Origin of the sequence: Lentzea fradiae, from assembly GCF_900100955.1 — a bacterium.
GTDB lineage: Bacteria > Actinomycetota > Actinomycetes > Mycobacteriales > Pseudonocardiaceae > Lentzea > Lentzea fradiae.
The window spans coordinates 91885-115081 of sequence record NZ_FNCC01000001.1 but is presented as its reverse complement, the minus strand read 5'-3'; the positions used below and the strand labels follow the sequence as shown (position 1 = coordinate 115081).

At 71.5% G+C, this 23197-nt stretch carries 19 protein-coding genes and 1 pseudogene; 6 read left to right on the top strand and 14 right to left on the bottom strand.

Features of this window, described 5'->3' with window-relative positions; genetic code table 11:
- Positions 1 to 24: 24 nt before the first annotated feature.
- Complete coding sequence (locus BLT23_RS00520) at positions 25 to 2421, bottom strand: FtsX-like permease family protein (protein WP_090044404.1); 2397 nt, start codon at positions 2419 to 2421, stop codon at positions 25 to 27.
- A gap of 107 nt (positions 2422 to 2528) precedes the next feature.
- Here BLT23_RS00520 and BLT23_RS00515 point away from each other — a divergent pair, with 107 nt between their 5' ends.
- Positions 2529 to 3032: an NUDIX hydrolase gene (locus tag BLT23_RS00515; protein ID WP_090044403.1), complete on the top strand. Its 504-nt coding sequence runs from the start codon at positions 2529 to 2531 to the stop codon at positions 3030 to 3032.
- 48 nt (positions 3033 to 3080) lie between these two features.
- Here BLT23_RS00515 and BLT23_RS00510 read toward each other — a convergent pair whose 3' ends face one another.
- Together BLT23_RS00510 and BLT23_RS00505 are read right to left on the bottom strand one after the other, a co-directional pair.
- On the bottom strand, positions 3081 to 4274 hold the full coding sequence (locus tag BLT23_RS00510; protein ID WP_245743387.1) for a cytochrome P450 family protein: 1194 nt from the start codon (positions 4272 to 4274) through the stop codon (positions 3081 to 3083).
- A 5-nt stretch (positions 4275 to 4279) separates the two neighbouring features.
- Positions 4280 to 5110: a TauD/TfdA dioxygenase family protein gene (locus tag BLT23_RS00505; RefSeq protein ID WP_090044401.1), complete on the bottom strand. Its 831-nt coding sequence runs from the start codon at positions 5108 to 5110 to the stop codon at positions 4280 to 4282.
- Positions 5111 to 5253: 143 nt separating this feature from the next.
- Here BLT23_RS00505 and BLT23_RS00500 point away from each other — a divergent pair, with 143 nt between their 5' ends.
- The gene (locus BLT23_RS00500) at positions 5254 to 6246 is read left to right on the top strand and encodes a methyltransferase (protein WP_090044399.1); all 993 of its coding nucleotides are present in this window, start codon (positions 5254 to 5256) and stop codon (positions 6244 to 6246) included.
- Between the two features lie 47 nt (positions 6247 to 6293).
- Here BLT23_RS00500 and BLT23_RS00495 read toward each other — a convergent pair whose 3' ends face one another.
- The 9 genes and pseudogenes from BLT23_RS00495 to BLT23_RS00455 form a co-directional block, all read right to left on the bottom strand.
- Positions 6294 to 7532, bottom strand: a complete 1239-nt coding sequence (locus tag BLT23_RS00495) for an FAD-dependent oxidoreductase (RefSeq protein ID WP_090044398.1) — start codon at positions 7530 to 7532, stop codon at positions 6294 to 6296.
- The gene (locus tag BLT23_RS00490) at positions 7529 to 9196 is read right to left on the bottom strand and encodes a prenyltransferase/squalene oxidase repeat-containing protein (RefSeq protein WP_090044396.1); all 1668 of its coding nucleotides are present in this window, start codon (positions 9194 to 9196) and stop codon (positions 7529 to 7531) included. The genes BLT23_RS00495 and BLT23_RS00490 overlap by 4 nt, the downstream gene beginning before the upstream one ends.
- Positions 9193 to 10185, bottom strand: a complete 993-nt coding sequence (locus BLT23_RS00485) for a UbiA family prenyltransferase (RefSeq protein ID WP_245743385.1) — start codon at positions 10183 to 10185, stop codon at positions 9193 to 9195. Before BLT23_RS00485 ends, BLT23_RS00490 begins: the two co-directional genes overlap by 4 nt.
- Positions 10175 to 11173: a polyprenyl synthetase family protein gene (locus BLT23_RS00480; protein ID WP_090044394.1), complete on the bottom strand. Its 999-nt coding sequence runs from the start codon at positions 11171 to 11173 to the stop codon at positions 10175 to 10177. Before BLT23_RS00480 ends, BLT23_RS00485 begins: the two co-directional genes overlap by 11 nt.
- A complete protein-coding gene (locus BLT23_RS00475) occupies positions 11170 to 12183 on the bottom strand; it encodes an aminotransferase class I/II-fold pyridoxal phosphate-dependent enzyme (protein WP_281248808.1) in 1014 nt (337 codons plus the stop codon). The genes BLT23_RS00480 and BLT23_RS00475 overlap by 4 nt, the downstream gene beginning before the upstream one ends.
- Positions 12184 to 12611: 428 nt before the next feature.
- Complete coding sequence (locus tag BLT23_RS00470) at positions 12612 to 13490, bottom strand: aldo/keto reductase (protein ID WP_090044391.1); 879 nt, start codon at positions 13488 to 13490, stop codon at positions 12612 to 12614.
- 72 nt (positions 13491 to 13562) lie between these two features.
- Positions 13563 to 14618, bottom strand: a complete 1056-nt coding sequence (locus tag BLT23_RS00465; RefSeq protein WP_090044389.1) for a glycoside hydrolase family 5 protein — start codon at positions 14616 to 14618, stop codon at positions 13563 to 13565.
- 108 nt (positions 14619 to 14726) lie between these two features.
- Positions 14727 to 15482, bottom strand: a complete 756-nt coding sequence (locus tag BLT23_RS00460; RefSeq protein ID WP_090044388.1) for a hypothetical protein — start codon at positions 15480 to 15482, stop codon at positions 14727 to 14729.
- A 47-nt stretch (positions 15483 to 15529) separates the two neighbouring features.
- Positions 15530 to 16180 (bottom strand): annotated as a pseudogene (locus BLT23_RS00455) (ABC transporter ATP-binding protein); the annotation flags it as partial.
- A 110-nt stretch (positions 16181 to 16290) separates the two neighbouring features.
- Between BLT23_RS00455 and BLT23_RS00450 the strand changes: the two are divergent.
- Positions 16291 to 17382, top strand: a complete 1092-nt coding sequence (locus BLT23_RS00450) for a sensor histidine kinase (RefSeq protein ID WP_218133587.1) — start codon at positions 16291 to 16293, stop codon at positions 17380 to 17382.
- A complete protein-coding gene (locus BLT23_RS00445; protein ID WP_090044384.1) occupies positions 17379 to 18005 on the top strand; it encodes a response regulator in 627 nt (208 codons plus the stop codon). The genes BLT23_RS00450 and BLT23_RS00445 overlap by 4 nt, the downstream gene beginning before the upstream one ends.
- Positions 18006 to 18397: 392 nt before the next feature.
- Here BLT23_RS00445 and arc read toward each other — a convergent pair whose 3' ends face one another.
- Positions 18398 to 20194 (bottom strand): proteasome ATPase, encoded by a 1797-nt coding sequence (arc, locus tag BLT23_RS00440; RefSeq protein ID WP_090044383.1) that lies wholly within the window; start codon positions 20192 to 20194, stop codon positions 18398 to 18400.
- Between the two features lie 713 nt (positions 20195 to 20907).
- Between arc and BLT23_RS00435 the strand changes: the two genes are divergently transcribed.
- Positions 20908 to 21753 (top strand): Rv0361 family membrane protein, encoded by an 846-nt coding sequence (locus BLT23_RS00435; protein ID WP_090044381.1) that lies wholly within the window; start codon positions 20908 to 20910, stop codon positions 21751 to 21753.
- A gap of 88 nt (positions 21754 to 21841) precedes the next feature.
- A complete protein-coding gene (locus BLT23_RS00430; RefSeq protein WP_090044380.1) occupies positions 21842 to 22327 on the top strand; it encodes an Rv0361 family membrane protein in 486 nt (161 codons plus the stop codon).
- 36 nt (positions 22328 to 22363) lie between these two features.
- Here the strand turns inward: BLT23_RS00430 and BLT23_RS00425 are convergent, their stop codons facing one another.
- On the bottom strand, positions 22364 to 23188 hold the full coding sequence (locus tag BLT23_RS00425; protein WP_218133622.1) for a tRNA (adenine-N1)-methyltransferase: 825 nt from the start codon (positions 23186 to 23188) through the stop codon (positions 22364 to 22366).
- Positions 23189 to 23197 lie beyond the last annotated feature (9 nt).

Sequence of the window (23197 nt, the reverse complement as noted above, 5' to 3'; positions counted from 1 at the left end):
CGCGCGGGGACGGCTCGTCACGGCTCAGCCGGAGGCCAGTCCCGCGGCGGGCCTGATCCGGGCGGCGCCGCGGGAGGGCCCGAACGCGGCCACCACGGCCAGCGCCACGACCCCCACGGCCCCGATGACCAGCGGCAACGCCACCCCGGCGCCCGGCAGGACGAACGGGATGCCGGTGACGAAGACGGCCAGTGCCGCGTACCCGTAGCCGAGCACGCCGCCACCGATCACCCCGACGAGGGCGAGCATGACCGCCTCGGCGATGACGCCGCCCTGCAGACCGCCTTGAGTGACGCCCAGGGCGCGCCTGAGCGCGAGCTCCTTGCGCCTTTCCTGCACGGAGATGGTCAGCGCGGTGCCGATGCCGGTCACGGCGACCGCCACGGACAGGCCGAGCAGGACCATCATCAGCACGGTGCCGAGGTGCATGATCCGCTCCGCCTCGGCGCGCTCGTCGGCGTCGGTCTCCACGACGACCGTCGGGTTGGCGGGCAGGGCGGCCTGCAGGCGCGTCCGGAACGTGGCCGGGTCGGTGCCCTGGTCGAGCGCGACCAGCATCTTCACCGCCGGTCCCGAGGTGACGCCGCCGAGGACCGGCTGGAAGCCGGTGAGGGTGCCGGGCACGGTCCCGACGATCTCGTACCGCTTGCCGCCGCTGTCGACGAACTTCTCGTCCGAGAGGTGGTCGGGGACGATCGCGGTGCCCTCGGCGAACCGTTCGGCGCCCGCCACGTTCTGCGCCTTGAGCCAGTTCTTGAAGTCCTCGGGTTCGGCGCCGGCGGCGTGCTCCGCCTCGTGCAGCAGGACGCTGGCGGCCACGCCGTCCTGGGCGGGGATCGGCGGCAGCGGCCGGTCGCCCGCGTCCACGACGGTGGCGTCCGGGCGTTCCTCGTTGGCGAGCGTGGTGGTCATCTCCTGGGCGGTGCCCAGCAGGACCAGGAAGAACGTCACCATCGAGCTGGCCAGCAGCAGCGGCAGCGCGACCGACGCCGACCGCTGCGGCATCCTGCGCACCTCGGCTCCCGCGAGCTTCCACTGGGTGCCGCCGATCTTGCCGAACAGCCGCGCGATGAACGGGACTGTGACCGGGCCGAGGATCCAGAACAGGCCCGTCACCGCGGCGATCGCGGAGAACGTGATGGCGAGCGGTCCGGCCGCGGACCTCCTGGCCGCCATCGCGAGGAGCACGAGCAGCACGGCGCCACCGGTGAACAGCAGGCCGAACACGAGCCGGAGGCGGCGCACGGACCGGGTCGGCATCTCGCTGTCCGCGTCGCGCAGCGCGGCGAGCGGCGACACGCGGGCGGCGTTGAGGGCGGGCCGGACGGCGGCGACGACCGACAGCACGGCGGAGACGCAGACGCCCAGGACCACGTAGCCGAGCGACGGCAGCAGGTCGGGGCTCAGCTCGACCGCGCCGAACAGGGCGGAGATGCCGGTGACGTCGAACGTCCTGGCGAGCAGCCACGCCATCGGCCCGCCGAGCAGCGCGCCGCCGATGCCCGCGACGGCACCGGTCACCAAAGCTTCGAGCAGACTCCTGCGCACCAGCGGCCCGCGCTGGGCGCCGATGCACCGCAACAACGCCGTCTGGCGCTGACGCTGGGCATAGACGGCGCGGAACGTCGCGGCGGCGACGAACACCGCGGTCGCGAGCGCGAGCACGCTGAACGGCAGCAGGAAGAACTTCAGGTCGTTGCCGACCTTGCCGGCGTCGGGATCGGGGTCCCACGCGCCGTAGGCGTCACCCGCGGCGGCCTGGACCTCGGCGCGGGTGCCGCCGAGCACCCAGACCTTGTCGGTGACGGGCTCGGGGTCGATCTTGCGCACGAGGTCCGGGCCCGCGACGAGCACCGGGTAGGAGTCGATCCCGCCCTTCTTCAGGACACCGCTGACGGTGACCTCGAACGGCTCGCCGTCCGCGGCGGCGAGCGAGACCCGGTCACCGGGCTTCAGGCCGCGGTCGTACGCGGTGAGCTTGTCCACGGCGATCTCGCCGCCGGCTGCGGGCTGCCTGCCCGACTCCAGCGGCCAGTGCGCCAGATCCGGCTGCTGGACGTGCACGTCGGCCCGCTTCTGCCCGGCCCTGCCGGTGCTGTCGAGCAGGTCCGCCTGCGCCGTCTGCACGGGCACCGCACGGCCGACTGCGGAGAGCCGGGTGAGCAGGGCGTCGTCGAGCCGCGGGCGGGCGGCCCGCACGGCGGGGTCGTCGCTGTAGGGCTGCGGCTTGACCTGCACGACGTGTCCGACCGAGGACGGTGTGAGCGGCGCGCCCTCGTCGACCGAGCGGGTGAGCGCGTCGCTCAGCACCAGCGCGGCCAGCAGGCAGGCCACGCCGACGACGAGCGCGACGCCGGGCAGCAGCGCGCGGCCGGGCCGGGCGCGGAACTCGGCGACGCCGAGCCGCAGGGAAGTGGACACGAATCCTCCTCGGTGACGTCTGACGGTCACGAAGGTAGGAAGGACGGTGATCAGCGGGCGTCGGACTGCGGTAGCAAGCCGGCGTACGACCACAGGAGGACCCCGGGATGATCAACCTCTACGACGAGGACGCGAACGTGATCGGCGAGGTCACGCGCGAGCGGATGCGCGCGGAGAACCTCTGGCACGGCTGCGCGACGATCGTCGTGCTGTCGCTCGACGGCAGGAGGGTCTACGTCCACCGCCGCACGGACACCAAGGACGTCTTCCCCGGCCTCTACGACTGCACCGCGGGCGGCGTGATCGACGCCGGGGAGACCCCGGACGAGGCGGCGGCCCGCGAGCTCCGCGAGGAGCTGGGCGTCGAGGTGCCGTTGAAGGAGCTGTTCACGACCCGGTACGTCAACGACCTCACCCGCTACCACGCATGGGTCTACGAGGCGCGCACCGACGGCCCGTTCACCCACCAGCCGGAGGAGGTCGCCTGGGGCGGCTGGATGGACGTGGACGAGCTGCGGGACAGGATCGGCGACCCGGACTGGCCGCTGGTGCCGGACGGCCGCGAGATCGGCCAGGAGTGGCTGCGCGACCACGCCCCACGCCCGTCCTGACCGGTGCACGCGGGGACCTCCACGCGAACGGGAGGTCCCCGCGGACGGTCAGCCGAGCGCCGGCGGGCCGAGCACGACCGGGTAGGTCCTCGGCGCGTGGACGTGCACGCTGCGCCGGAACGACAGCTCCTCCTCGGGGACGGCCGCCCGGATGTCCGGGAACCGCTCGAACAGCGCGGTCAGCGCCACGTCGGCCTCCAGCCGCACCAGGGCGGCGCCCAGGCAGCGGTGGATGCCGTGCCCGAACGCGATGTGCCCGGAGGCGTCCCGGCCGGGGTCGAGGCGGGCCGGGTCGGCGAACCGGCGCGGGTCGCGGTTGGCCGCCCCGGTCGAGAGCGTCACCGACGCGCCGCGCGGGATGCGGACCCCGCTGATCTCCAGGTCCTCCGTGGCGAACCGCAGCGACGCGTTCAGCGCGGGCGAGACCCACCGCAGCAGCTCCTCGACCAGGTCCGCCGCGGAGCCGTTCTTCAGCAGCGTCAACGCCTCCGGGTCCGCCAGCAGGACCCGCACGCTGTTGGTGATGAACACCGCCGTGGTCTCGTGGCCCGCCATCAGCAGGAGCATCGCCATCGCGACGATCTCCAGGTCCGACAGCGTCTCCCCGCTCTCCGACGCCGCGATCAGCCCCGAGAGCAGCGCGTCGTCGGGTTTCTCCCGGCGCAGCGCCACCAGCCCGCCCAGGTAGTCGGCGAGGCGTTGGGAGGCGTGGATCATCTCCTCCTCCGGGCACTCGTCGATCAGCACCGTGGACCAGTGCGCGAAGTCCTCGCGGTCCAGCTCCGGCACGCCGATCAGCTCGCAGATCGCCTCCATCGGCAGCGAGATCGCGTACCCGGCGACGAGGTCGACCGGCCGGTCCACGGGCAGCGCGGACAGCAGGTCCTTCGCCACGGACTCCAGCCTCGGGCGCAGCACCGCGACGCGGCGGGCCGTGAACGCCTGGGTGACCAGCCTGCGCAGCCGGGTGTGGTCCGGCGGGTCGAGCGAGGTCAGCATGTGCGACATCGGCGCGGGCAGGCCCGGCGGCGCGGACGCGCGTTCCTCCTCCGGCAACGTGTTGCGGTAGTCCTTGACCAGCCGCGGGTCGGCGAGACCCGCGCGCACGTCGTCGTACCGGGTGACCAGCCACGTCGGGCCGATCTCGAACGGCGTCTCCCGCACCGGCGTGTTCTCCCGCGCCAGCTCCAGCGCGGCGTGGGGGTTGCGCCAGTACAGGTCCATGAATGCGGTGTCGTCCACGGCGCTCAGTCCTTGACCGCGGTGGCGCTCATGCCGGTGACCTGGTGGTGCGGCCAGCGCGGCCCGTCGCCCTTGGGCTCGTCGCCGAGCACGGTGACCCGGTAGCCGACGCGGCGGGCCGTGTAGTCGTTGACGGCGTAGTGCTGGGTGGCGCGGTTGTCCCAGACCGCGACGGCGCCCTCGTTCCACCGGAACCGGCACACGCGCTGCGGGCTCTCGGACACGTTGAACAGGTGCCCGAGCAACGCGGCGCTTTCTTCCGAGGCCAGCTGCGGAATTCGTTTGGTGAACATCCGGTTGACGTACAACGAACGCCGCCCGGTTTCCGGGTGCACGCGCACGACCGGATGTTCGGCCTCGCTGCGGAAATCACCGAATTCGAGGACGTGCACCGCCGTGAGGCCGTCCACGAGCTCCCGGATGGGCTCGGACAACGCTTCGTAGGCGAGGTACTGGTTGCTCCACATCGTGTCACCGCCGACTTCGGGAGAAGTCACGATCTGCAGGATCGAGGCGATGGGCGGCGACTGGGCGTAGGTGACGTCGGTGTGCCACACGTCGGCCTTCGCGCCCTGGTCCGAGTCGAGCACCACGATCTCGTCGTGCTCGGGGAGCTTCGGCAGGAGCCGGTGCACCTCGAGAGGGCCGAACCGGCTGCCGAACGCCTTGTGGTCGGCGGGCGAGAGGCCGGCGGCGTCGCGGAAGAACAGCACGAGGTGTTCGAGCAGCAACTGGTGGATCTGTTCGAAGAGCGCGTCGTCGACCTCGGCGAGCGTGACGCCGCGGATCTCGGCCCCGAGCGCACCGGTCAGAGGTCGCACGTCGAGTTCAGCCATTGTTTTTCACCCATTCCTGATAACCACTCCGCGAGCCGCGGAATGGAGAGGAGAACGCGATCCGACTATTGCCCGGAACTGCTTTCCATGCCATCTTCGAAGAACGAAGTGCTCCCCTGCGGGCCATTTCCGAAAGGACGACCGTGACCAGTGACACCACCGCTCTCGCCGCCCTCGTCGACCTCGCCACCCCCTTCGCCGTCCGCACCGCGGTCGCGCTGAAGCTCCCCGAGCTCGTGCGCGACGGGCACACCACGACCGAGGAGCTGGCGCGGGCCAGCGGCGCCGACCAGGACGCGCTGGGCCGCCTGCTGCGGCACCTGGTCGGCGTCGGGCTGTTCAGCGAGAGCGAGGGCGTGCACGGGCTCACCGGCGTGTCGCGGGCGCTGCTCGACGAGAGCAACGCGCTGCTGCGGCAGTGGCTCGACGCCGACGGCCCCGGCCTGAAGATGGACCTCGCCTACGCCGGCATGCCGCACTCCGTGCGCACCGGCCGGTCGGGCTACGGCACCGTGCACGGCAAGGACTTCTGGTCCGACTACCGCGAGGACGAGGCGCTGCGGGTGTTCTTCGGGGCGACGATGGCCGGGTTCGCCTGGCAGACCGGCCCCGAGGTCGCGCGCGGCCACGACTGGAGCGCCGTGTCGAGCGTGATCGACGTCGGCGGCGGCACCGGGGCGCTGCTGGAGGCGGTGCTGTCCGCCCACCCGCACCTGGCCGGTGCCGTGCTGGACCTGCCGGAGGTCCGGCCGGAGGCCGAGGAGCTCCTCGCCCCGCTCGGCGACAGGGCGAAGTTCGTCGGCGGCAGCTTCTTCGACCCGTTGCCTCCCGGCTACGACGTCTTCGTCGTCTCCCGCGTGCTGACGGACTGGGGCGACGCGGACGCCACCCGCATCCTCCGCCGGTGCGCGGAGGCCGTGCCCGCGGAGGGCCGTGTCCTCGTCGTGGAGGTGATGGCCGGTGAGGAGCACGCGAAGAACAACTCGTCGTTCGACCTCCAGTCGCTCACCCTGCTCGGTGGCAGGGAACGCCGTGCGGAGGACTTCGACAAGCTCGCCGCCGACGCCGGGCTGACCAGGCTCGGACGCACCGAGGGCGCGCACGGCCTGGTGGTGCTGGAGTACACCCGCGCGTGACCCCGCCGTCCCGGCTCCCTCCGCGGGGAGCCGGGACCCGGTGGCGCTCATCGGGTCCACGCCGGGAGCCGGTCCGCCCGCGGGTCGGGCAGCAGCTTCGCCTGGTGCAGCCGGTCGACCAGCGACAGCTTCCGCACGCCGAGGCCGGACATCGTGTGCATGACCTCGTGCCGGATGCGGGCGTTGCCACCGGTTCCGGCGAGCGCGCGCTTGCCCACCCACGAGCCGGTCGTGATCATCCGCGCCGCGTTGTGGCTCGTCCGTCCGATGTGGACGAGGTTGGCGCGGCGGGTCTCGTCGTAGCGGCGCAACGCGTGGTCCACGACGGTGGGCGCGAGCGTTCCGCCCTGCCGCAGCACCGTCGCCAGCTCGTGCGCGTCCGCGATGGCGCTGTTCATGCCCTGGGCCGCCATCGGGTGCACGCTGTGGCCGCTCTCGCCGACGAGCGCGAACCCCGGTGCGACGAGGGTGTCCGCCATCGACCGCGAGACCGGCAGCACCTGCCTGCGGTCCAGCGCCGCGAGGAACGGCTCGGCGATCGGTTCGAGCCCCGGACATCCGGCCAGCACGCCGCCTGCCCAGCGGCGCAGGCCGTCCTGGCCGATGCCGCGCAGCTCGTCCGGCGCGACCTGCACGTAGAGCCGGACCCTCTTGCCTGGCAACGGATAGTGCAACCGCAGCCCTCCGGCGACGTAGGCGGAGAAGTCCTGCTCCACCTCGTCCACGTCGTGCAGCTCGAACGCGGCGAGCCGGTGCGGGTAGTCCTCACGCCGTGTCGTCAGCCCTACGGCGGCACGGAGCCGTGACGACATCCCGTCCGCCGCGACGACGAGCGACGCCGGAACGTCCCCGTCGTCGCACCGCACCCCGACCACGCGGCCGTCGGCGAGCAACGGCTCGTGGACCCGTACGCCCCGCCGAACCTCGACGCTGTCCGGCAACGACTCGGCGAGCTTGTCGAGGATGACCTGGTAGTCGTGCGCCAGCAGCCACGGTCGTTCCGCGGGCAGCTTGTCGTAGTCGAGCAACATCCGCGGCCGTCCGTCCGACGAACGCACGACGAGCCGTGACAACCGCACCCCGCCCGCCTGCTCCAGCCGGTCGATCACACCCCAGCGGTGCAGGATCGCGATCGACCCCGGTTGCAGCACCTCCCCTTTCGCCACGGGGGCGGGTACGGGCGTCTTCTCCAGGACGAGGACCTTCCTGCCGAGCCGGCCGAGCGCCACGGCAGCCGCCAGTCCCGCGACGCCCGCCCCGCAGACCACGACGTCGGGGGCGTTCACCGGCCCACCGCCAGCCGCCGGCCCAGTGCCCGCAACGCCATCCCCTGCGTGAACCCGGGGTTGGCGTACCGGCTGACCCGCCGCACGTACTCGTGCACCGGTTCCGGCGTCCACCCGCCGCCGGGCGTGCGGGCGTCGAGCAGCCAGCGCGTGCCCTGCTCGACGGCGTCCGAGACGCCCTCCGCCGCGATCAGCGAGGAGACGGCCCAGCCGGTCTCCTCGACCGTCCCGGCGGCACCGTGCCCGTCGCCCCACGACCCGTCCGCGTTGCGCGCCTGGAGCAGCCACGCCCGAGCCCGGCGCGCGGGCTCCTCGTCGGCGACACCGCACCGGGCGAAGGTCTCCAGCACCGCCGCGGTGCCCATCGTGTGCTCGCGGTACCAGACCGACTCGTAGCCGCCGTCCGGCAGCTGTGCCGAGGCAAGCCACTTCAGCGCCCGCCGGATCCGCTTGTCGTCGGCCCGAACCCCGGCGTCGAGCAGCGCGTCGACGGCTTGAGCGGTCGTCATCGGGCACGGACCGCTGTTGGCGACCTTGGTGTCGCGCACGCACAAACCCCACGAACCGCGGCTGTCCTGACGATCGGTCAGCCAGTTCGCGCCGATGCGCACGGCGTCGGCCTGCTCGCGTCCCGGCAGCTTCGCGAGCACGGAGACGATCTCGCCGGTCTCCAGCACCGCGGGCCAGCCGTGCTCACCCGACCAGCCCCAGAACCCCGGCGGGCAGCCGAAGGCGAGGAACGGCCGGTGCTGCTGCAGCCGCACGAACAGGTTCCGCGAGGCCGTCAGCCTCGGGTCGTCGCCTCGGCCCGCCTCGATCAGGCCGCGCACCGCGTACATCGTCCAGGCGCCGTCGAGCGGGGTCGACGACCACGAGCCGTCGGGGTGCATGGTGCGGCGGAACCACCCGACGGCGGCCTCCACCATGTCCTGCCCCAGCCCGGCACGCGCCAGCCCGGCGCAGACGAGACCGGTCACCCACGCGTCCTCCGACCAGGAGCCCTGCGAGCCCTCGTGCTCGAACGCCTGCCGGATCACCAGCAGCGCCCGGGGTTCGGCCCAGCGCGCCAGCCCGCGCTGCAGCCGGGTGAGCGGCCGGTGGCGGGTCTGCGCGAGCCCCAGCGCCGACGCCATCGGCAGCCGCAGGTCGAACAGGCGCCGGTACAGCCCCGGCAGCAGCGCGAGCTCCAGCGGGAACCGGCGCATCTTCTCGGGTGCGAGCCAGCCGGCGAAGCCGTAGAACTGGCGGCACCACAGGACGACCTCGGGGTGCGGGATCGCTTCCAGGCCGCCGTAGCCGTCCATCCAGCGCCGCCCCGCCGACACGTCCTCCGCGCTGCCTTCCGGGTCGGCGATGTGCAACGCCGCCGCCGCGACCGCCGTCGGTCCCGGCTCACTCGCGAGGCCGGGGACCATCGCCCAGCCGCCGTCGTCGTTGCGGGTGGACCGCAGCCGCGCCACGCCCGCCGTGATCAGGTCGGCGGCGCCGCCCGGATCGGCGAAGTGCAGCGCGGCGACCGCCCCCGCCGTCGCGAGCGTCGACCGCAGGACGGTCGACCCGTAGTCGAAGACGCCGTCCGGGCGCTGCGCCTCGAACAGCGCCCCTGCGCCTTCCTCCACGGCTGTCTTCAGCTCCTGGACCGTGCCGGTGTGCACCGATGTCATGCCCTCTCCCCCTGCTTGGTCGACTCGTCGGGAAACTCGTGCCGCGACCGCATCCGGTTCTGCAACACCAGCGAGAACGCGAGCACCGGCGCCAGCACGAGCAGCGCGGTACCGGCGCCCGCCACGCCCGCCACCACCGCGGCGGTGAGCACCAGCCGTTCCGCGACGAACAGCTCGTGCGAACGCAACGCCCGTCTCGCGGTCAGCCCCTCCGGGCGGACCACCCGCAACGCGGCCACGCCCATCACCAGTGCGACGGCCACCAGCAGGAGCTGGTCCCCCGGCCGGTGCGCGACGAGGGCGCCCGCGCCGACCAGCGCCGTGCCCGCGAGCCACAGCGCCGACGCGAGCCGGACCGCGACGGCGACGCCGTGCCGCACCGGCACGGACCGGCAGCCGCCCGCCCGGTCGCCGTCGACGTCGCGGACCGTGCCGATCAGGTTGGACGCGGTGTCGTGCAACAGGAACCCGAGCGCCACCGGCAGCAACGCGAGCGGCGGCCACGGCGCCGCCGCCATCGCGCCGACCACCAGCGCGAGCGCCGACAGCACGCCCCGGCACAGGTTCCCGCTGAGCCCCCGCCGTTTGAAGACGGCGCTGTAGGCCACGACCCCGGTCATCGCCAGCACGAACACCGGCACCGTGTGCCAGTTCTGCCACACCGCGACGAGCAGGGACGCCAGGGCGCAGGCGATCCCGGCCACGAGCGCGAGGCGCGGCGAGAGCCTGCCGGACGGGATGGGGCGCTGCGGTTTCGCGATCGCGTCGAGGTGCCGGTCGACGTGGTCGCCGAGGTAGTGCCCGGAGATCCAGCCCAGCACCGGCGCCGCCACCGCGACGGCGATCTGCCCCGGCCGGTCGCCACCCGCCACGAGCACCCCGGCGAGGCCCAGCATCGCCGGGTAGCAGGTGGTGTAGGGCCGCCAGGTCTGCCAATGCGCCAGCGCCACCCGCCCGAGGTGGACCGGCGCACGCAGCTCAGCAGTCACGGTCGGCGGCGATCTCGGCGATGGCCGCGAGCCGGTTCGCCGCGGCGGCGCCCGGCAGCTCGCCCAGCCGTGCCACGGCGAGCCGGACGCGGTCGTGAGCACCGCGGCGGGCGATCATGAGCGCACCGCTGCCGGCGACGGCGAACCTCAGCAGCTCCAGGGTCTCCGCCGGATCGAGCGCGCCCGACAGCGCGGTCTCGACGGCCTGGCGGTGCTCGGCCGTGCCCGTGCGGTGCGCGAGCAGCACGGGCCAGGTCGGCCTGAGGTTCGCGGCGTCGCTGACGTCCGGCTTGCCCGAGCGGGAAGCCAGGTACGGCAGGAGGTCGTCGAACATCTGGAACGCGACGCCGGTGTGGTGGCCGTACTCGCCGAGCAGCTCGGCCTGCTCGGCCGAACCACCGCCGAGCAGCGCGCCCGCCCGGCAGGCCGCGCGGAACAGCGCGCCCGTCTTGTTCTCGGCGACGCCGAAGTACTCCTCCAGCGCGCTGCCGCTCCTGCCCGCCGCCGGCGGGGTCATCAGCGACTCCAGCACCTGGCCGCGGCACAGGTCGACACCGGCGCGGGCGAACTCGCTCACGACCGCGAGCACGACCCGAGGAGGTGCCGAGGACTCGGAGACGGCGGCGAACAGGTCGAACAGCAGGGCGTCCCCGGCGACGATGGCCTCCGCGACGCCGTAGTGCGCCTGGACCGACGGACGGCCCCTGCGCTCGTCGTCGCCGTCGATGATGTCGTCGTGCACCAGCGACGCCACGTGCAGGTGCTCGACCGCCACCGCGGCGGGCAGCGCGACGTCGGCCGACCCGCCCACCGCCTCCGCCGCGGCCATGAGCATCAAGGGGCGCAACAGCTTCCCCGGCGCCGCCACCGCGTAGCGGGCCATCTCGCAGAGCCGGTCACCCGACGCGGCGTGCCGGCGCACGAGGGCGGCCTTGATCGCCTCCGACCGGTCGTCGGCGGGCAGGGTCGTGCTGATCGTTCCGGTCATCCCACGGCCTCCCCGACGAGCAGACTCCCGGCCGTCTCCCCGGCGTGCTCCGCCGCGAACCCGGCGGCCGCGGCGAGCACGGCGTCGTTGGCCTCGGGCAGGCCGGTGCTCACCCGCACGCCTCCCGCGACCTCGCGGACGCCCACGCCGTGCGCGGCCAGCCGCGCGATGAACTCCTCGTTGCGCGGCCCGAGCCGCACCCACAGGTAGTTGCCGCCGCTGGGCGGGACGTCGAAGCCCAGCTCCAGCAGCCCGGAGCGGACCCGGTCCCGTTCCGCCGCGACCTCACGGCACTGCGCACGCATCCGCTCGTCCGCGTCGAGCGCGGCGACAGCGGCTGTCTGCGCGATGGTCGGCACGCGGTAGAACGGCGCCATCCTCCGCAGCGGCCCGACCACCTCCTCGCTTCCGACGAGATAGCCGACGCGCAGGCCGATCAGCCCGTGCGACTTCGAGAACGTGCGCACCACGGCCACGCGCGGGTCGTCTGACAACGTTGTCGCGTCGGCGATGGCCACGGGGTCCGCGAACTCGCGGTAAGCCTCGTCGACCAGGACGAGCACGTGCTCCGGCAGTGCGGCGAGAAGCGACCTCAACTCGGGTTCGCCGAGCACCTCGCCGGTCGGGTTGTTCGGGTTGCACACCAGCACAACGCGGGTGTCGGCGGTCACGGCCGCGGCGAGGGCGCCGAGGTCCTGCCGCCCGTCCGGGTGACCGGGGGCGGCCACCGGCTCGGCGCCGGCGTTGCGGATCAGCAGGGGGTAGAGGTCGAAGGACGGCCAGGCGTGCACGACGGTCGTGCCCGGCCCGCTGTGCACGGTGAGGAACTGCTGGAGCAGGGCGCCGGACCCGGCACCCGCCACGACCCTGCCCGGGGCCGTGCCCACGTGCGCGGCGAGTCGCCGCTCGAGTCCCGCGGCGAGCGCGTCGCCGGTCAGGTTGACGTCGGAGAGGGAACCCGCCAGTGCGTCGCGCACTCCGGGCAACATCGGCTGATGATTCTCATTCAAACCTAAATGGTGAATGATCGGAGTCAATTTCCAAACCTCCCCAAAGAGGGCTTGGCTCCGAACCTACAATCGCATTATCCGCACGTCAAGGCTGATTCTTGAGCACCGTCTCGTTTTACCTCCGCGCAACTTCCGGCCATTCCACCCACCTAAAGTTCGGAACGCCGAACTGTCAAGACCGGCAATTCACAGTTCACAAACGCCATTTCTCATTTGGAATGTCAGAGCATTCTTAAATGTGCTGATCAGCGGTGTTCGAACGTTTCGAAACAGCTGGACACGCTCCGTGATGCGCATGTTGCGGTGCGCGAACAGTCAACCTATCGAGACATCAAAAAGACAACCCGATTGCAGGATTGAGCCGCAGAACGGCCCACGAGGCCGTAAAGACCGGATTCCGGAACCGATCAGCGAGGTGCGCGAACCGCTCAGTTCCAGGAGAGCCCGGAGCGGGTTTCCCAGTACCGGACGGCTGGCTCCGAGAGATCGGGGAGGTCCACGTCGAGGCCGGCGGCATTCGCGTTGGACCGGAGCTGCCCCGGGCTCGCCGCGCCCGACAGGACGACGTCGGCCCACGGCTGCCGCAGGATCGCCGCCAGGGCGACCGCGTCCGGACCGACCCCCAGTTCCGCCGCTTTCTCGGCGACCTCGCGCGGCGGCTGGACGACGAGCCGTCCGTTGGCCACGCCCTCCTTGACGATCACCCTCAGGCCGGCGTCGTGCGCCTCCCGCAGCGCGTCGCCCGCCGAGGTCTCCAGGAGGTTCCAGGTGGACTGCACGGACTGGAAGATCCCGAGGTCCAGCGCCTTGCGGATGGTGTCGGCCTGCTTCGGTCCCGACGTCGAGAAGCCGAGCGGGACACCGGTCGCGACCATCGCGTCCCGCAGCGCCGCGTCCTCGAACAGCGGGCTGTCCGGCGTCAGCGAGTGCACCTGGTAGAGGTCGACCCGGGGCAGCAACGCGCGGGTCTCCTGCCACTGCCGGGTGAACCGGTCGAGCGAGTGCTCCTTGACCTCGTGCACCTCGGCGTCGGGCCGCCAGTCGGCGGTGTAGGCGTAGCCCCACTTGCTGGAGACGGTCACGTCGTCGTGGCCGGGCAGCCACGACGCCAGGAAGTCCTCCGACAGCCCGTACGACCGGGCCGCGTCGACCCACCGGATACCCAGTTCGTACGCCGTGTCGAGGACACGGTGGCACTGCGCGCGCATGGACTCGACGTCGCGCACGGCGGGCAGTGCGTCCTCACGGCCGAGGTTGATGTAGGCGGGACGGCCGAGGGAGGCGAGACCGAGCGCGAGTTGTGCCATGCCCGCAACGGTAAACGGCGGCCCCCCAGGACCGCCGTCCACCTGGCCCCGTGGCGGGGCCGGCCCGCGGGATCAGAAGTCGTCGGCGGTGCGGATGTGGTTGCGCACCCACTTGCCGGCTTCCTTCAGCGGCCCCTCCCCGGCGAAGCTGCCGCCGGAGCAGGTGCCGGTGTTGAACACCGCGCCCGTGCGGTGGTCGTCGGAGAAGTTCCAGTTCGTCCAGGAGATCTTGGCCTCCTTCATGAACGCGATGAACTTGTTCGCCATGGTGAAGTCGTTGGGACCGTCACCGGACGCCTCCTGCGACCCGAACTCGGTCACGAAGACCGGCACCTGGCTCGACACCGTGCGCAACGCGTTGAGGTACGAGTCGCGGTGGTCCTTCGCGTAGAAGTGGAACGTGTACATCAGGTTCGAGGCGTTGACCTTGTTGCGGCTGACCTCGCTGACGTCCCGGCCGTCGGACAGGCCGAACGTGGACCAGCCGTGCGTGCCGACGAGCACGAGGCTGTCCGGGTCCTCGGCGCGGATCGTCGGGATGACCGCCTCCGCGTAGGACTTCACCCGCGACCACGAGACACCGTTCGGCTCGTTCGCGATGTCGTAGATGATGTTCGTCTTGTCCTTGTGCCGCTGGGCGATCTCCTTGAAGAACGTCTTGGCGCGCTCGGTGTTGTGGTTCGGGTCGCCCGGCGAGAGCTGGTGCCAGTCGACCAGCGCGTACAGACCCCGCTTCGTGGCCTCCTCGATGTAGCCGTGCACCAGGTCGGTGAACTTGCGCGGGTTGGACTCGTACCCGCCCTCCTGGACGTACATCGAGATGCGGAGGATGTCCGCCTTCCAGTCGTTGGCGAGCGCGTCGAGCGACGCGGACTTGACGCACTGGGAGTACCACTGGATGCCGTGCGTGCTCATGCCGCGCAGCTGGATCTGCTTGCCGTTCTTGTTGCACAGCTTCACGCCGCACACCCGGAGCTGGCCGTTGACCGCCGCGGGCGACCCCGCGGGCAGCGCGGCGGCGGAGACGTCACCCGCGGGCGCGGCGGCGACCGAACTGCCCGCCATCACACCGGTCAACGGGAGCACGACCGCCGCGGCGAACGCCACCACAGACCTCTGCCAAGCCATAGAGCGTCTCCTCTCGGACTGTCTGGAATCCGACGGCGGCGGATTAGTTAGGTAAGTTTCCTTACCGTTAATGGTCCAGACGACCATAAGGCGACGCTCTCGACCGAGTCAAGCGTCTCGTCGCAGCAGAGTCACCGCCCCCGCACCGATCGTCACGACCGCGTAGGCGAGCAGGACGGCTGTCGCGGCCACGGGGCCGAGCGGCGCGTCCTCCGCCACGCCGGACACCTGCCACACCAGGTACGGCACCATCACCGCGGAGGTGTCGGTGTCCCAGGGCTGCGGGAGCATCGGCGTGATCGCCGGGATTCCCCACAGCAGCACGCCGACGACCACCACGGCCACCACCGTGGACCGCACCGCCAGTCCGAGGCCGAGACCCGCCAGTCCGGTGACGAGGATCGACAGCACCGCCGCGCTCGCCCACGGTAACGCGTCGCCGAGGCTCTCCCACGGCGCGATCGGCGGTGGCCGGTCTCCCACGACGACCCAGCTCGTGCCGGTGCTCACCGCGAGCGTCACGGTCCCGAGCACGGCGGTAACGGCGGCGACGAGCACGGTCTTGGCCAGCAGCAGCCGGGTCCTGTCCGGCACGGCCGTCAGCGCGGTGAGCCGCGGGTCGGACGTCGCCACCAGAGCCCCGAGCGCCGCCGCGAGGAACTGCACGACCGGCGTGATCACCACGCTGGAGTCCGCCGAGGCGAACCTCGCCTGCTCCGCGGCGGGCGACGTGTCGTAGTCCTGGACGATCAGGACCGAGAGCGCCGCGCCGGCCACGACCATCAGGCCGGTCGTGGCGAGGATGCCGTAGGGGGCGCGGACGGTGCGGAGCTTGAGCCACTCCGCGGCGAGCGCGTTCCTCACAGTCCCCTCCCCGTGGTCAGGTCGAGGTAGGCGTCCTCCAGAGAACCCTTCTCCGTCAGCGCGCCGATGGAGGTCTCCTTCACCAGCCGTCCTCTCGCGACGATCACGACGTGGTCCGCCGTCAGCGCCATCTCGCTCATCAGGTGGCTGGAGACGAAGACGGTGCGGCCCTCGTCCGCGAGACCCCGCAGGAGGTCCCTGATCCACCGCACGCCCTCGGGGTCCAGGCCGTTGACCGGCTCGTCGAACATCAGCACCTGCGGGTCGCCGAGCAACGCGGCCGCGACGCCGAGCCGTTGCCTCATCCCGAGCGACAACGCGCGGATCCGCTTGTCCCGCGCGCCTCCCAGCCCGACCTGCTCGACCAGCTCCACCGCGCGGCGCCGGTCGATCCCGTTGCTCGCCGCGATCCAGCGCAGGTGGTCGAGCGCCCGGCGGCCGAGGTGCACCGCCGACGGGTCGAGCAGCGCGCCGACGTGCCGCAGCGGGTGCGTCAGCTCGCGGTAGCGCCGGCCGCCGACGAGCGCCTCGCCCGCACTGGGCCGGTCCAGACCGAGGACCATGCGCATCGTCGTGGACTTCCCGGCCCCGTTCGGGCCGAGGAAGCCCGTCACCCGTCCGGAGTGGACGGTGAAGGACAGGTCGTCGACGGCTGTGGTGCCGCCGTACCTCTTCGTCAGGTTCCGCACCTCGATCATGCGGACCAGCGTCGGCCTTCCCGTGCCCTGGCGGATCGGCCCTGGCTCCGATCTCCGGAATCGGACCGTGGTCCGAGGCGCCGCCCGTCGCCGCTCGTTACCGTCGGCTTGTGCTCACGAGACTGCACCTCTACCTGGTCGACTTCACCGCCATGCTGGTGATCGGCGCGCTCGTCGGCTACGCGATGGTGGAGAACCAGGACAAGCCGTGGTGGCTCGTCGGCCCGGCCGCCGAGCTCATCGCGCTGCCGGTGGCCCTGCGCCGGTTCCGGCCTATGACGGCTCTCGTGGTCACCACGGTCACCACGGCCGCGGCCGTGGTCGGCGAGGTGCTGCCGGCCGAAGCACTCGGCGCGCCGCTCGCGGCGGTCTGCTTCACGCTCTACACCGTCGCCGTCGAGCGCCCGAAGTCCTGGTCGCTCGCCGGGTTCGCGGGCGCCACCGCCGTGGTCTCCGCGGTCTCCGGTGGCGACCAGGAGAACGGGCTCGTCGTCCTCGTCGTCATCGTCGTCCTCGGTGCCGTGTGGGCCATCGGCTACACCACGCAGCTCCGGCGGTCGTTCCTGGAACGGGAGACGGCCCAGCGTTCCGAGCAGGCCCTGGCCGACGAACGCCTGCGCATCGCCCGCGAACTGCACGACGTGGTGGCGCACAACCTCTCCCTCATCGCGGTGCAGGCGGCCAACGCCGCACACGTGCGCTCACCCGGCCACGCCTACCAGGCGCTGGACGTGATCTCCGAGACCAGCAGAGCGGCGTTGACCGAGATGCGCGGCTTACTCGGCGTGCTGCGCTCGGACGCCGACCTCACGCCGTCCCCCGGCCTCGACGGCCTGCCCGGCCTGGCCGACCGGGCGTCCCTGGCCGGCGTGCGGGTGTCGCTGGACGTGCGCGGCGAACCCACCGTGCCGGACGGGATCGGGCTGTCGGTGTACCGGATCGTGCAGGAGGCGCTGACCAACGTCGTGAAGCACGCGGCGCCCGCGTCCTGCACGGTGGCGGTGGACGTGCGGCCGGAAGCGGTCCGCGTCGAGGTGACGGACGACGGCCCCGGAGTGAAAGATCTCGGCGTGAATGATCTCGGCACGGGACACGGCTTGGCCGGCATGAGAGAACGCGTGGCCGTCTACGGCGGCACGTTCAGCGCCGGACCCGGTCCGGACGGCGGCTTCCGCGTCGTGGCGGAGCTGCCACAGCGATGACGAGCGTGCTGATCGCCGACGACCAGGCGTTGCTGCGCGCCAGCTTCCGCCTCCTCGTCGACAACGAACCGGACCTCACCGTCGTGGGAGAAGCCGGCACGGGCACCGAAGCCGTGACGGCCGCAGCGGTCCTGCGGCCGGACGTGGTGCTGATGGACATCCGCATGCCGGAGATGGACGGCATAGAGGCCACGCGCCGCCTGGACGGCCCGCGCGTCCTCGTGCTGACGACGTTCGACCTGGACGACTACGTCTTCGGCGCGTTGCGGGCGGGCGCCTCGGGTTTCCTGCTGAAGGACACCCCACCGGCCGAACTGCTGGCCGCGATCCGCGTCGTGGCCTCCGGCGAGTCACTGCTGTCACCCTCGATCACCCGCCGCCTGATCTCCGAGTTCGTGCGCCGCCCCGCGGCACCGTCCGCGCACGGCCTGGAACGGCTGACAGAGCGCGAGAAGGAGGTCCTGCTGCTGGTCGCACGCGGCCTGTCCAACGCAGAAATCCAGGCCGCCCTGCACGTCAGCCCTGGCACGGTGAAGACGCACATCGGCAACCTGCTGGCCAAGCTGCACGCCCGCGACCGCGCCCAGCTCGTGATCGCCGCCTACGAGGCCGGCCTGGTCTGACCCAGGTCGACGCTGAGGCCGTGGACGGTGGCCAGCTCATGGAGGCGGCAGGGATCGAGCCGCGGGCACCAGACGGTCCTGGGAGCGGTGGCAGGTGGCGAGGCCGACGCCGAACCGTGGGCTGATGGCCCACCTCAGGGCAGCGGAGCCAGCCGGAGGCGAGCCAGGCGGAGACGACCGGCAAGCGGTCGGCTGGCTCGGCCTCGGCGAGAGCCCGATCGCCCCGACGCGGACAAGCACCCGGCCGGCAAGCCAACACCCGAGTTCGTGCCGGTCGGGCAGCTCGGCCGGATGGCCGCTGACGTGCCGGTCAGGCGTGGACACATCAGCCCGGAAACGCCGGACCGCCCCGGCCGCTGAGCGCGACCGGGGCGGTTCGGGGTCGATCCGTCCTACAGGTAGGTGCCGGTGTTCGTGGCCGTGTCGATCGCGCGGCCGGTGTCCTGGTTCTTCCCGGTGACGAGCGTGCGGATGTAGACGATCCGCTCGCCCTTCTTGCCCGAGATGCGTGCCCAGTCGTCCGGGTTCGTCGTGTTCGGCAGGTCCTCGTTCTCGGCGAACTCGTCGAGGATGGCCGCCTGCAGGTGCCGGACGGAGAGTCCGGGCTGCTTGGTGTCGAGCAGCGACTTGATCGCCGCCTTCTTGGCCCTGTCGACGATGTTCTGGATCATGGCTCCGGAGTTGAAGTCCCGGAAGTACAGGACCTCCTTGTCACCGTTGGCGTAGGTGACCTCCAGGAACCGGTTGTCCTCGGACTCCTCGTACATGCGCTCCACGGTGTGCTGCACCATGCCCTCGATGCACGCCTTCGGGTCTCCGCCGAACTCGGCGAGGTCGTCGGCGTGCAGCGGGAGGTTGGGCGTCAGGTACTTGTTGAAGATGTCCTTCGCGCCCTCGGCGTCCGGCCGCTCGATCTTGATCTTCACGTCGAGGCGGCCGGGGCGGAGGATCGCCGGGTCGATCATGTCCTCGCGGTTGGAGGCGCCGATGACGATGACGTTCTCCAGGCCCTCGACGCCGTCGATCTCGGCGAGGAGCTGGGGCACGATCGTCGTCTCGACGTCGGACGAGACACCGGAGCCGCGGGTGCGGAAGATCGAGTCCATCTCGTCGAAGAACACGATCACCGGGGTGCCGTCGGACGCCTTCTCACGAGCTCGCTGGAAGATCAGGCGGATGTGCCGCTCCGTCTCACCGACGAACTTGTTGAGCAGCTCGGGGCCCTTGATGTTGAGGAAGTACGACTTGGCCTGCTTGTCGGTCTCGCCGCGGATCTCCCGCACCTTCTTGGCCAGCGAGTTCGCCACCGCCTTGGCGATGAGCGTCTTGCCGCAGCCGGGAGGGCCGTAGAGCAGCACGCCCTTGGGCGGGCGCAGCTCGTACTCGCGGAACAGGTCGGCGTGCAGGAACGGCAGCTCCACGGCGTCGCGGATCTGCTCGATCTGCCGGGACAGACCACCGATGTCGCTGTAGTCGATGTCCGGGACCTCCTCGAGCACGAGGTCCTCGACCTCGGCCTTGGGGACCCGCTCGTAGGCGAAGCCCGCCTTCGAGTCGACCAGCAGCGAGTCGCCGGGCTTGAGCGGCGAGTCGAGCAGCGGCTGGGCGAGCCACACCACCCTCTCCTCGTCCGCGTGGCCGACGACCAGCGCGCGGGCGATCTGGTCCTCCCCGTCCTCGGAGAGCACCTCCCGCAGCGCGCAGACCTCACCGGACCGCTCGAACCCACCGGCCTCGACGACGGTCAGCGCCTCGTTGAGGCGGACGGACTGGCCGAACGACAGCTTCTCCGGCTCGACCGCGGGGGACACGGCGACGCGCATCCTGCGGCCGGACGTGAAGACGTCGACCGTCCCGTCGTCGAACCTCGCCATGAAGACGCCGTACCCGCTGGGAGGCTGCGCCAGCCGGTCGACCTCCTCACGCAGCGCGAGCAGCTGGCTACGTGCTTCGCGGAGGGTGTCTATGAGCTTCGTGTTTCGCTCGGTCAGCTGGCTGACGCGCTCAGTCGCCTCAGCCAGACGCTGCTCGAGCAACCGCGTGTGACGCGGCGACTCGGTCAGCTTGCGACGCAACGACGCGATCTCGTCCTCGAGGAACCTGATCTGCGCTGTCAGCTCAGCAGAATTGTTGCCCTGGTTCAGCTCGCCACCCTCATCGGGTTGGCTGCCGGGATGACCGTGCTGCATGTCGGCACCCTCCTCCCGTGTTCGTACCGATTACGGTACCGGCGATCACCGACAAAATGCGGTACTCACAACATCATCTTCCCTCGTGTGACGCAACGGCAATGCCTCTGTCGGTGGTCGGCTGCTCCATCTCGGTGTCAGGGGAAACCGCCCACCCGCTACCGTGCGTCTCAGCCGTCACCACCGGCGTTTCGCGCCGCGACACGCCGCTCACCTGCGAGAAACCCGGGAAGAGGGGTCATGGGAGCACCCGGCCCGCCACCCGGTCCGCACCGTCCGCGACCGCACCCGGCGGCCGGTGGACACGCGTGGTGCGGCTCGCGGGCCGCCGACGAGCGGAGATCTTCCGCCGTCCCACCAGGTGGACCACCGGTTGATCCGTTCGGTGGTCACGCACCGCAACCCACTCCCGTCCGAGCTCGGCTGGGCCCCGTTCGAGCGGGCCTCCCGCAGGACCGGCGGCCGTACGGCCAACCGGGTGGTCCCGCCGACGCTTCCGGCGCACCACCCCGACAGCGCAGTGCATCGCACTCGAGTCCCGGTGGAGTTGCCACAATCGTTATCAGACATCGCCTTCGCGCGGCTGGAACACGGGTGCACCCCTGTGCACCTCCGCTCGCGCGTGTCGGCTCGTCCGTTCGGCCACGCGCCGGACGGGGAAGTACCACAATGTCCGCAGGAAGATCACCTCATCCACATCGGGGGAGTTTCGAATGACCTACCCGCCGCAGCAGCCCGGCCCCTACGGGCAGCAGCCGCCGCCCGGCGGGCCGTACGGGCAGCAGCCGCCGCAGCAGCCGGGTTACGGCCAGCAGCCGCCACCCGGCTACGGCCAGCAGCCCCCGCCCGGTTACGGCCAGCAGCCCGGCCAGTACGGCCAGCCGCAGCAGGACCCGTTCGGCCAGCAGGGACCGCAGAGCGGCGGTTTCCCGCAGCAGGGTCCGTACGGCCAGCCCCAGCCCGGCCAGCCCCAGCCGGGCCAGTACGGCCAGCAGCCCTACGGCCAGCCCGGCCCCGGCGGGTTCGGCGGTCCCCCGCCCAAGAAGAGCAACACCGGCCTGGTCATCGGCGTCGTGCTCGGCGTGCTGGTGCTGGTCGGCGGCGGCATCACGGCCGCCGTCCTGTTCTCGGGCGACGACTCGAGCAACTCCAGCAGCCCGTTGTCGGTCGGCGGCGGAGGTGACGACGCGGCGGACGTGAAGAAGGTCGCCGAGGAGTACTACGCCGCGAGCTCCGCCAAGAACGAGAGCAAGGCCAAGTCGATGGCCTGTTCCGAGGCGCTCAAGGAGGCCGAGGAGGCGGAGAAGAAGCTCACGCCGGAGCAGCGCAAGCTGGCCGAGGAGCTCAAGAAGATGCCTTCGCCCAAGGTCGAGGTGAAGGACGTGAAGGTGTCCGGTGACACCGCGGACGTCAGCGTCTCCACCACCGTGACGGTCGGCACCGAGTCCCGCGCGATCGACACGACGGTGAAGTTCAAGAAGGAGTCCGGCGACTGGAAGTTCTGCACGCTCGCCAAGGACATCAAGCTGCCGGACCTGCAGGTTCCGACGACCAGGTGACCGCTGTCCGCGAAGGCCCCTCCTGGTTCGGCGGGGCCTTCGCGAAGCGGGGCACCTCCGTCACGCCGCCGCGACCGAAAGGACTCCGATGACGCACCCGACCGAGAACCCGGCCGAACCGGCTCGGAAGCGCAGGACCGGCCTGGTCGCCGGCATCGCGGCGGGCGTGGCGGTGGTCGCCGGTGGCGTCGCGGTCGCGTTCCTGCTGACCGGCACGGCCTCCGGTGACGACCAGGCCGAGGCGACGCGGGTGGCCGAGGGGTTCGCGGCGGTGCAGCAGAAGCAGCTGCGGACCGGCCAGAACCAGTTCCAGGATGCCCAGCGGTACATGTGCGAGTCGATGCGGGAGAGCCAGGGACGCCACGCCGAGGACAACCCGACCGTGACTTCGTCCGCCGACGGCACCGTCACGGCGTCGGACGTGCAGGTCTCCGGCGACACCGGCACGTTCAAGACGAACCGTTCGGCGGTGCCGAACGCCAACGGGACCCTGATCAGCGGGAGCATCGCCTACCAGCTGACCAAGGAGAACGGCGCCTGGAAGGTGTGCGGCATCGCCCGCCTGTCCCGTTGACGGGGCCCCGCGCACGAGCGGGACCCCGGTCGACCGTCAGCCCTTGCTGGGACGGCGCTGCGGCTTCGGCGCCGTCACGCCCTCCGCGAGCCTGCGGGTGGTCAGCAGGAACGCGGTGTGCGCGATCATCCGGTGCTCCGGCCGCACCGCGAGACCGACGACGTGCCACGGGCGGACGAGCGTCTCCCACGCGTGGGGCTCGGTCCAGCACGTCATCTCCCGCAGCGCCTCCGTGACCGTGGAGAGCTGGGTGGTGGTGGCGACGTACACGACCAGGACACCGCCGGGGATGAGGTTCTTCGCGACCGTGGGCAGGACCTCCCACGGCGAGAGCATGTCGAGGATGACCCGGTCGACCTCGCCCTCGTGGTTCTTCACGTCGTCGACGGTGATCGACCAGTTGCCGGGCCGCTCGCCGAAGAACGTCTCCACGTTGCGGATCGCGTGGACAGCGTGGTCGTCGCGCACCTCGTAGGACTGGACGCTGCCCTTCTCCCCCACCGCGCGCAGCAGCGAGCACGACAGCGCGCCGGAACCGGCTCCCGCCTCCAGCACGCGCGCACCGGGGAAGATGTCGCCGTACATGACGATCTGCGCGGCGTCCTTGGGGTAGATCACCTGCGCGCCGCGCGGCATCGACAGCACGTAGTCCGGCAGCAGCGGGCGCAGGGCCAGGAAGTTCGTGCCGCCGACCGACGCCACGACCGAGCCCTCCGGCTGGCCGATGAGCGAGTCGTGCGGGATGGCGCCGCGGTGGGTGTGGTACTCCTTGCCGGGCTCGAGGACGACCGTGTAGTGCCGGCCCTTGGGGTCGGTCAGCTGAACCCGGTCACCCGGCTGGAACGGTCCACTTGCGCTAATCACCGCGCA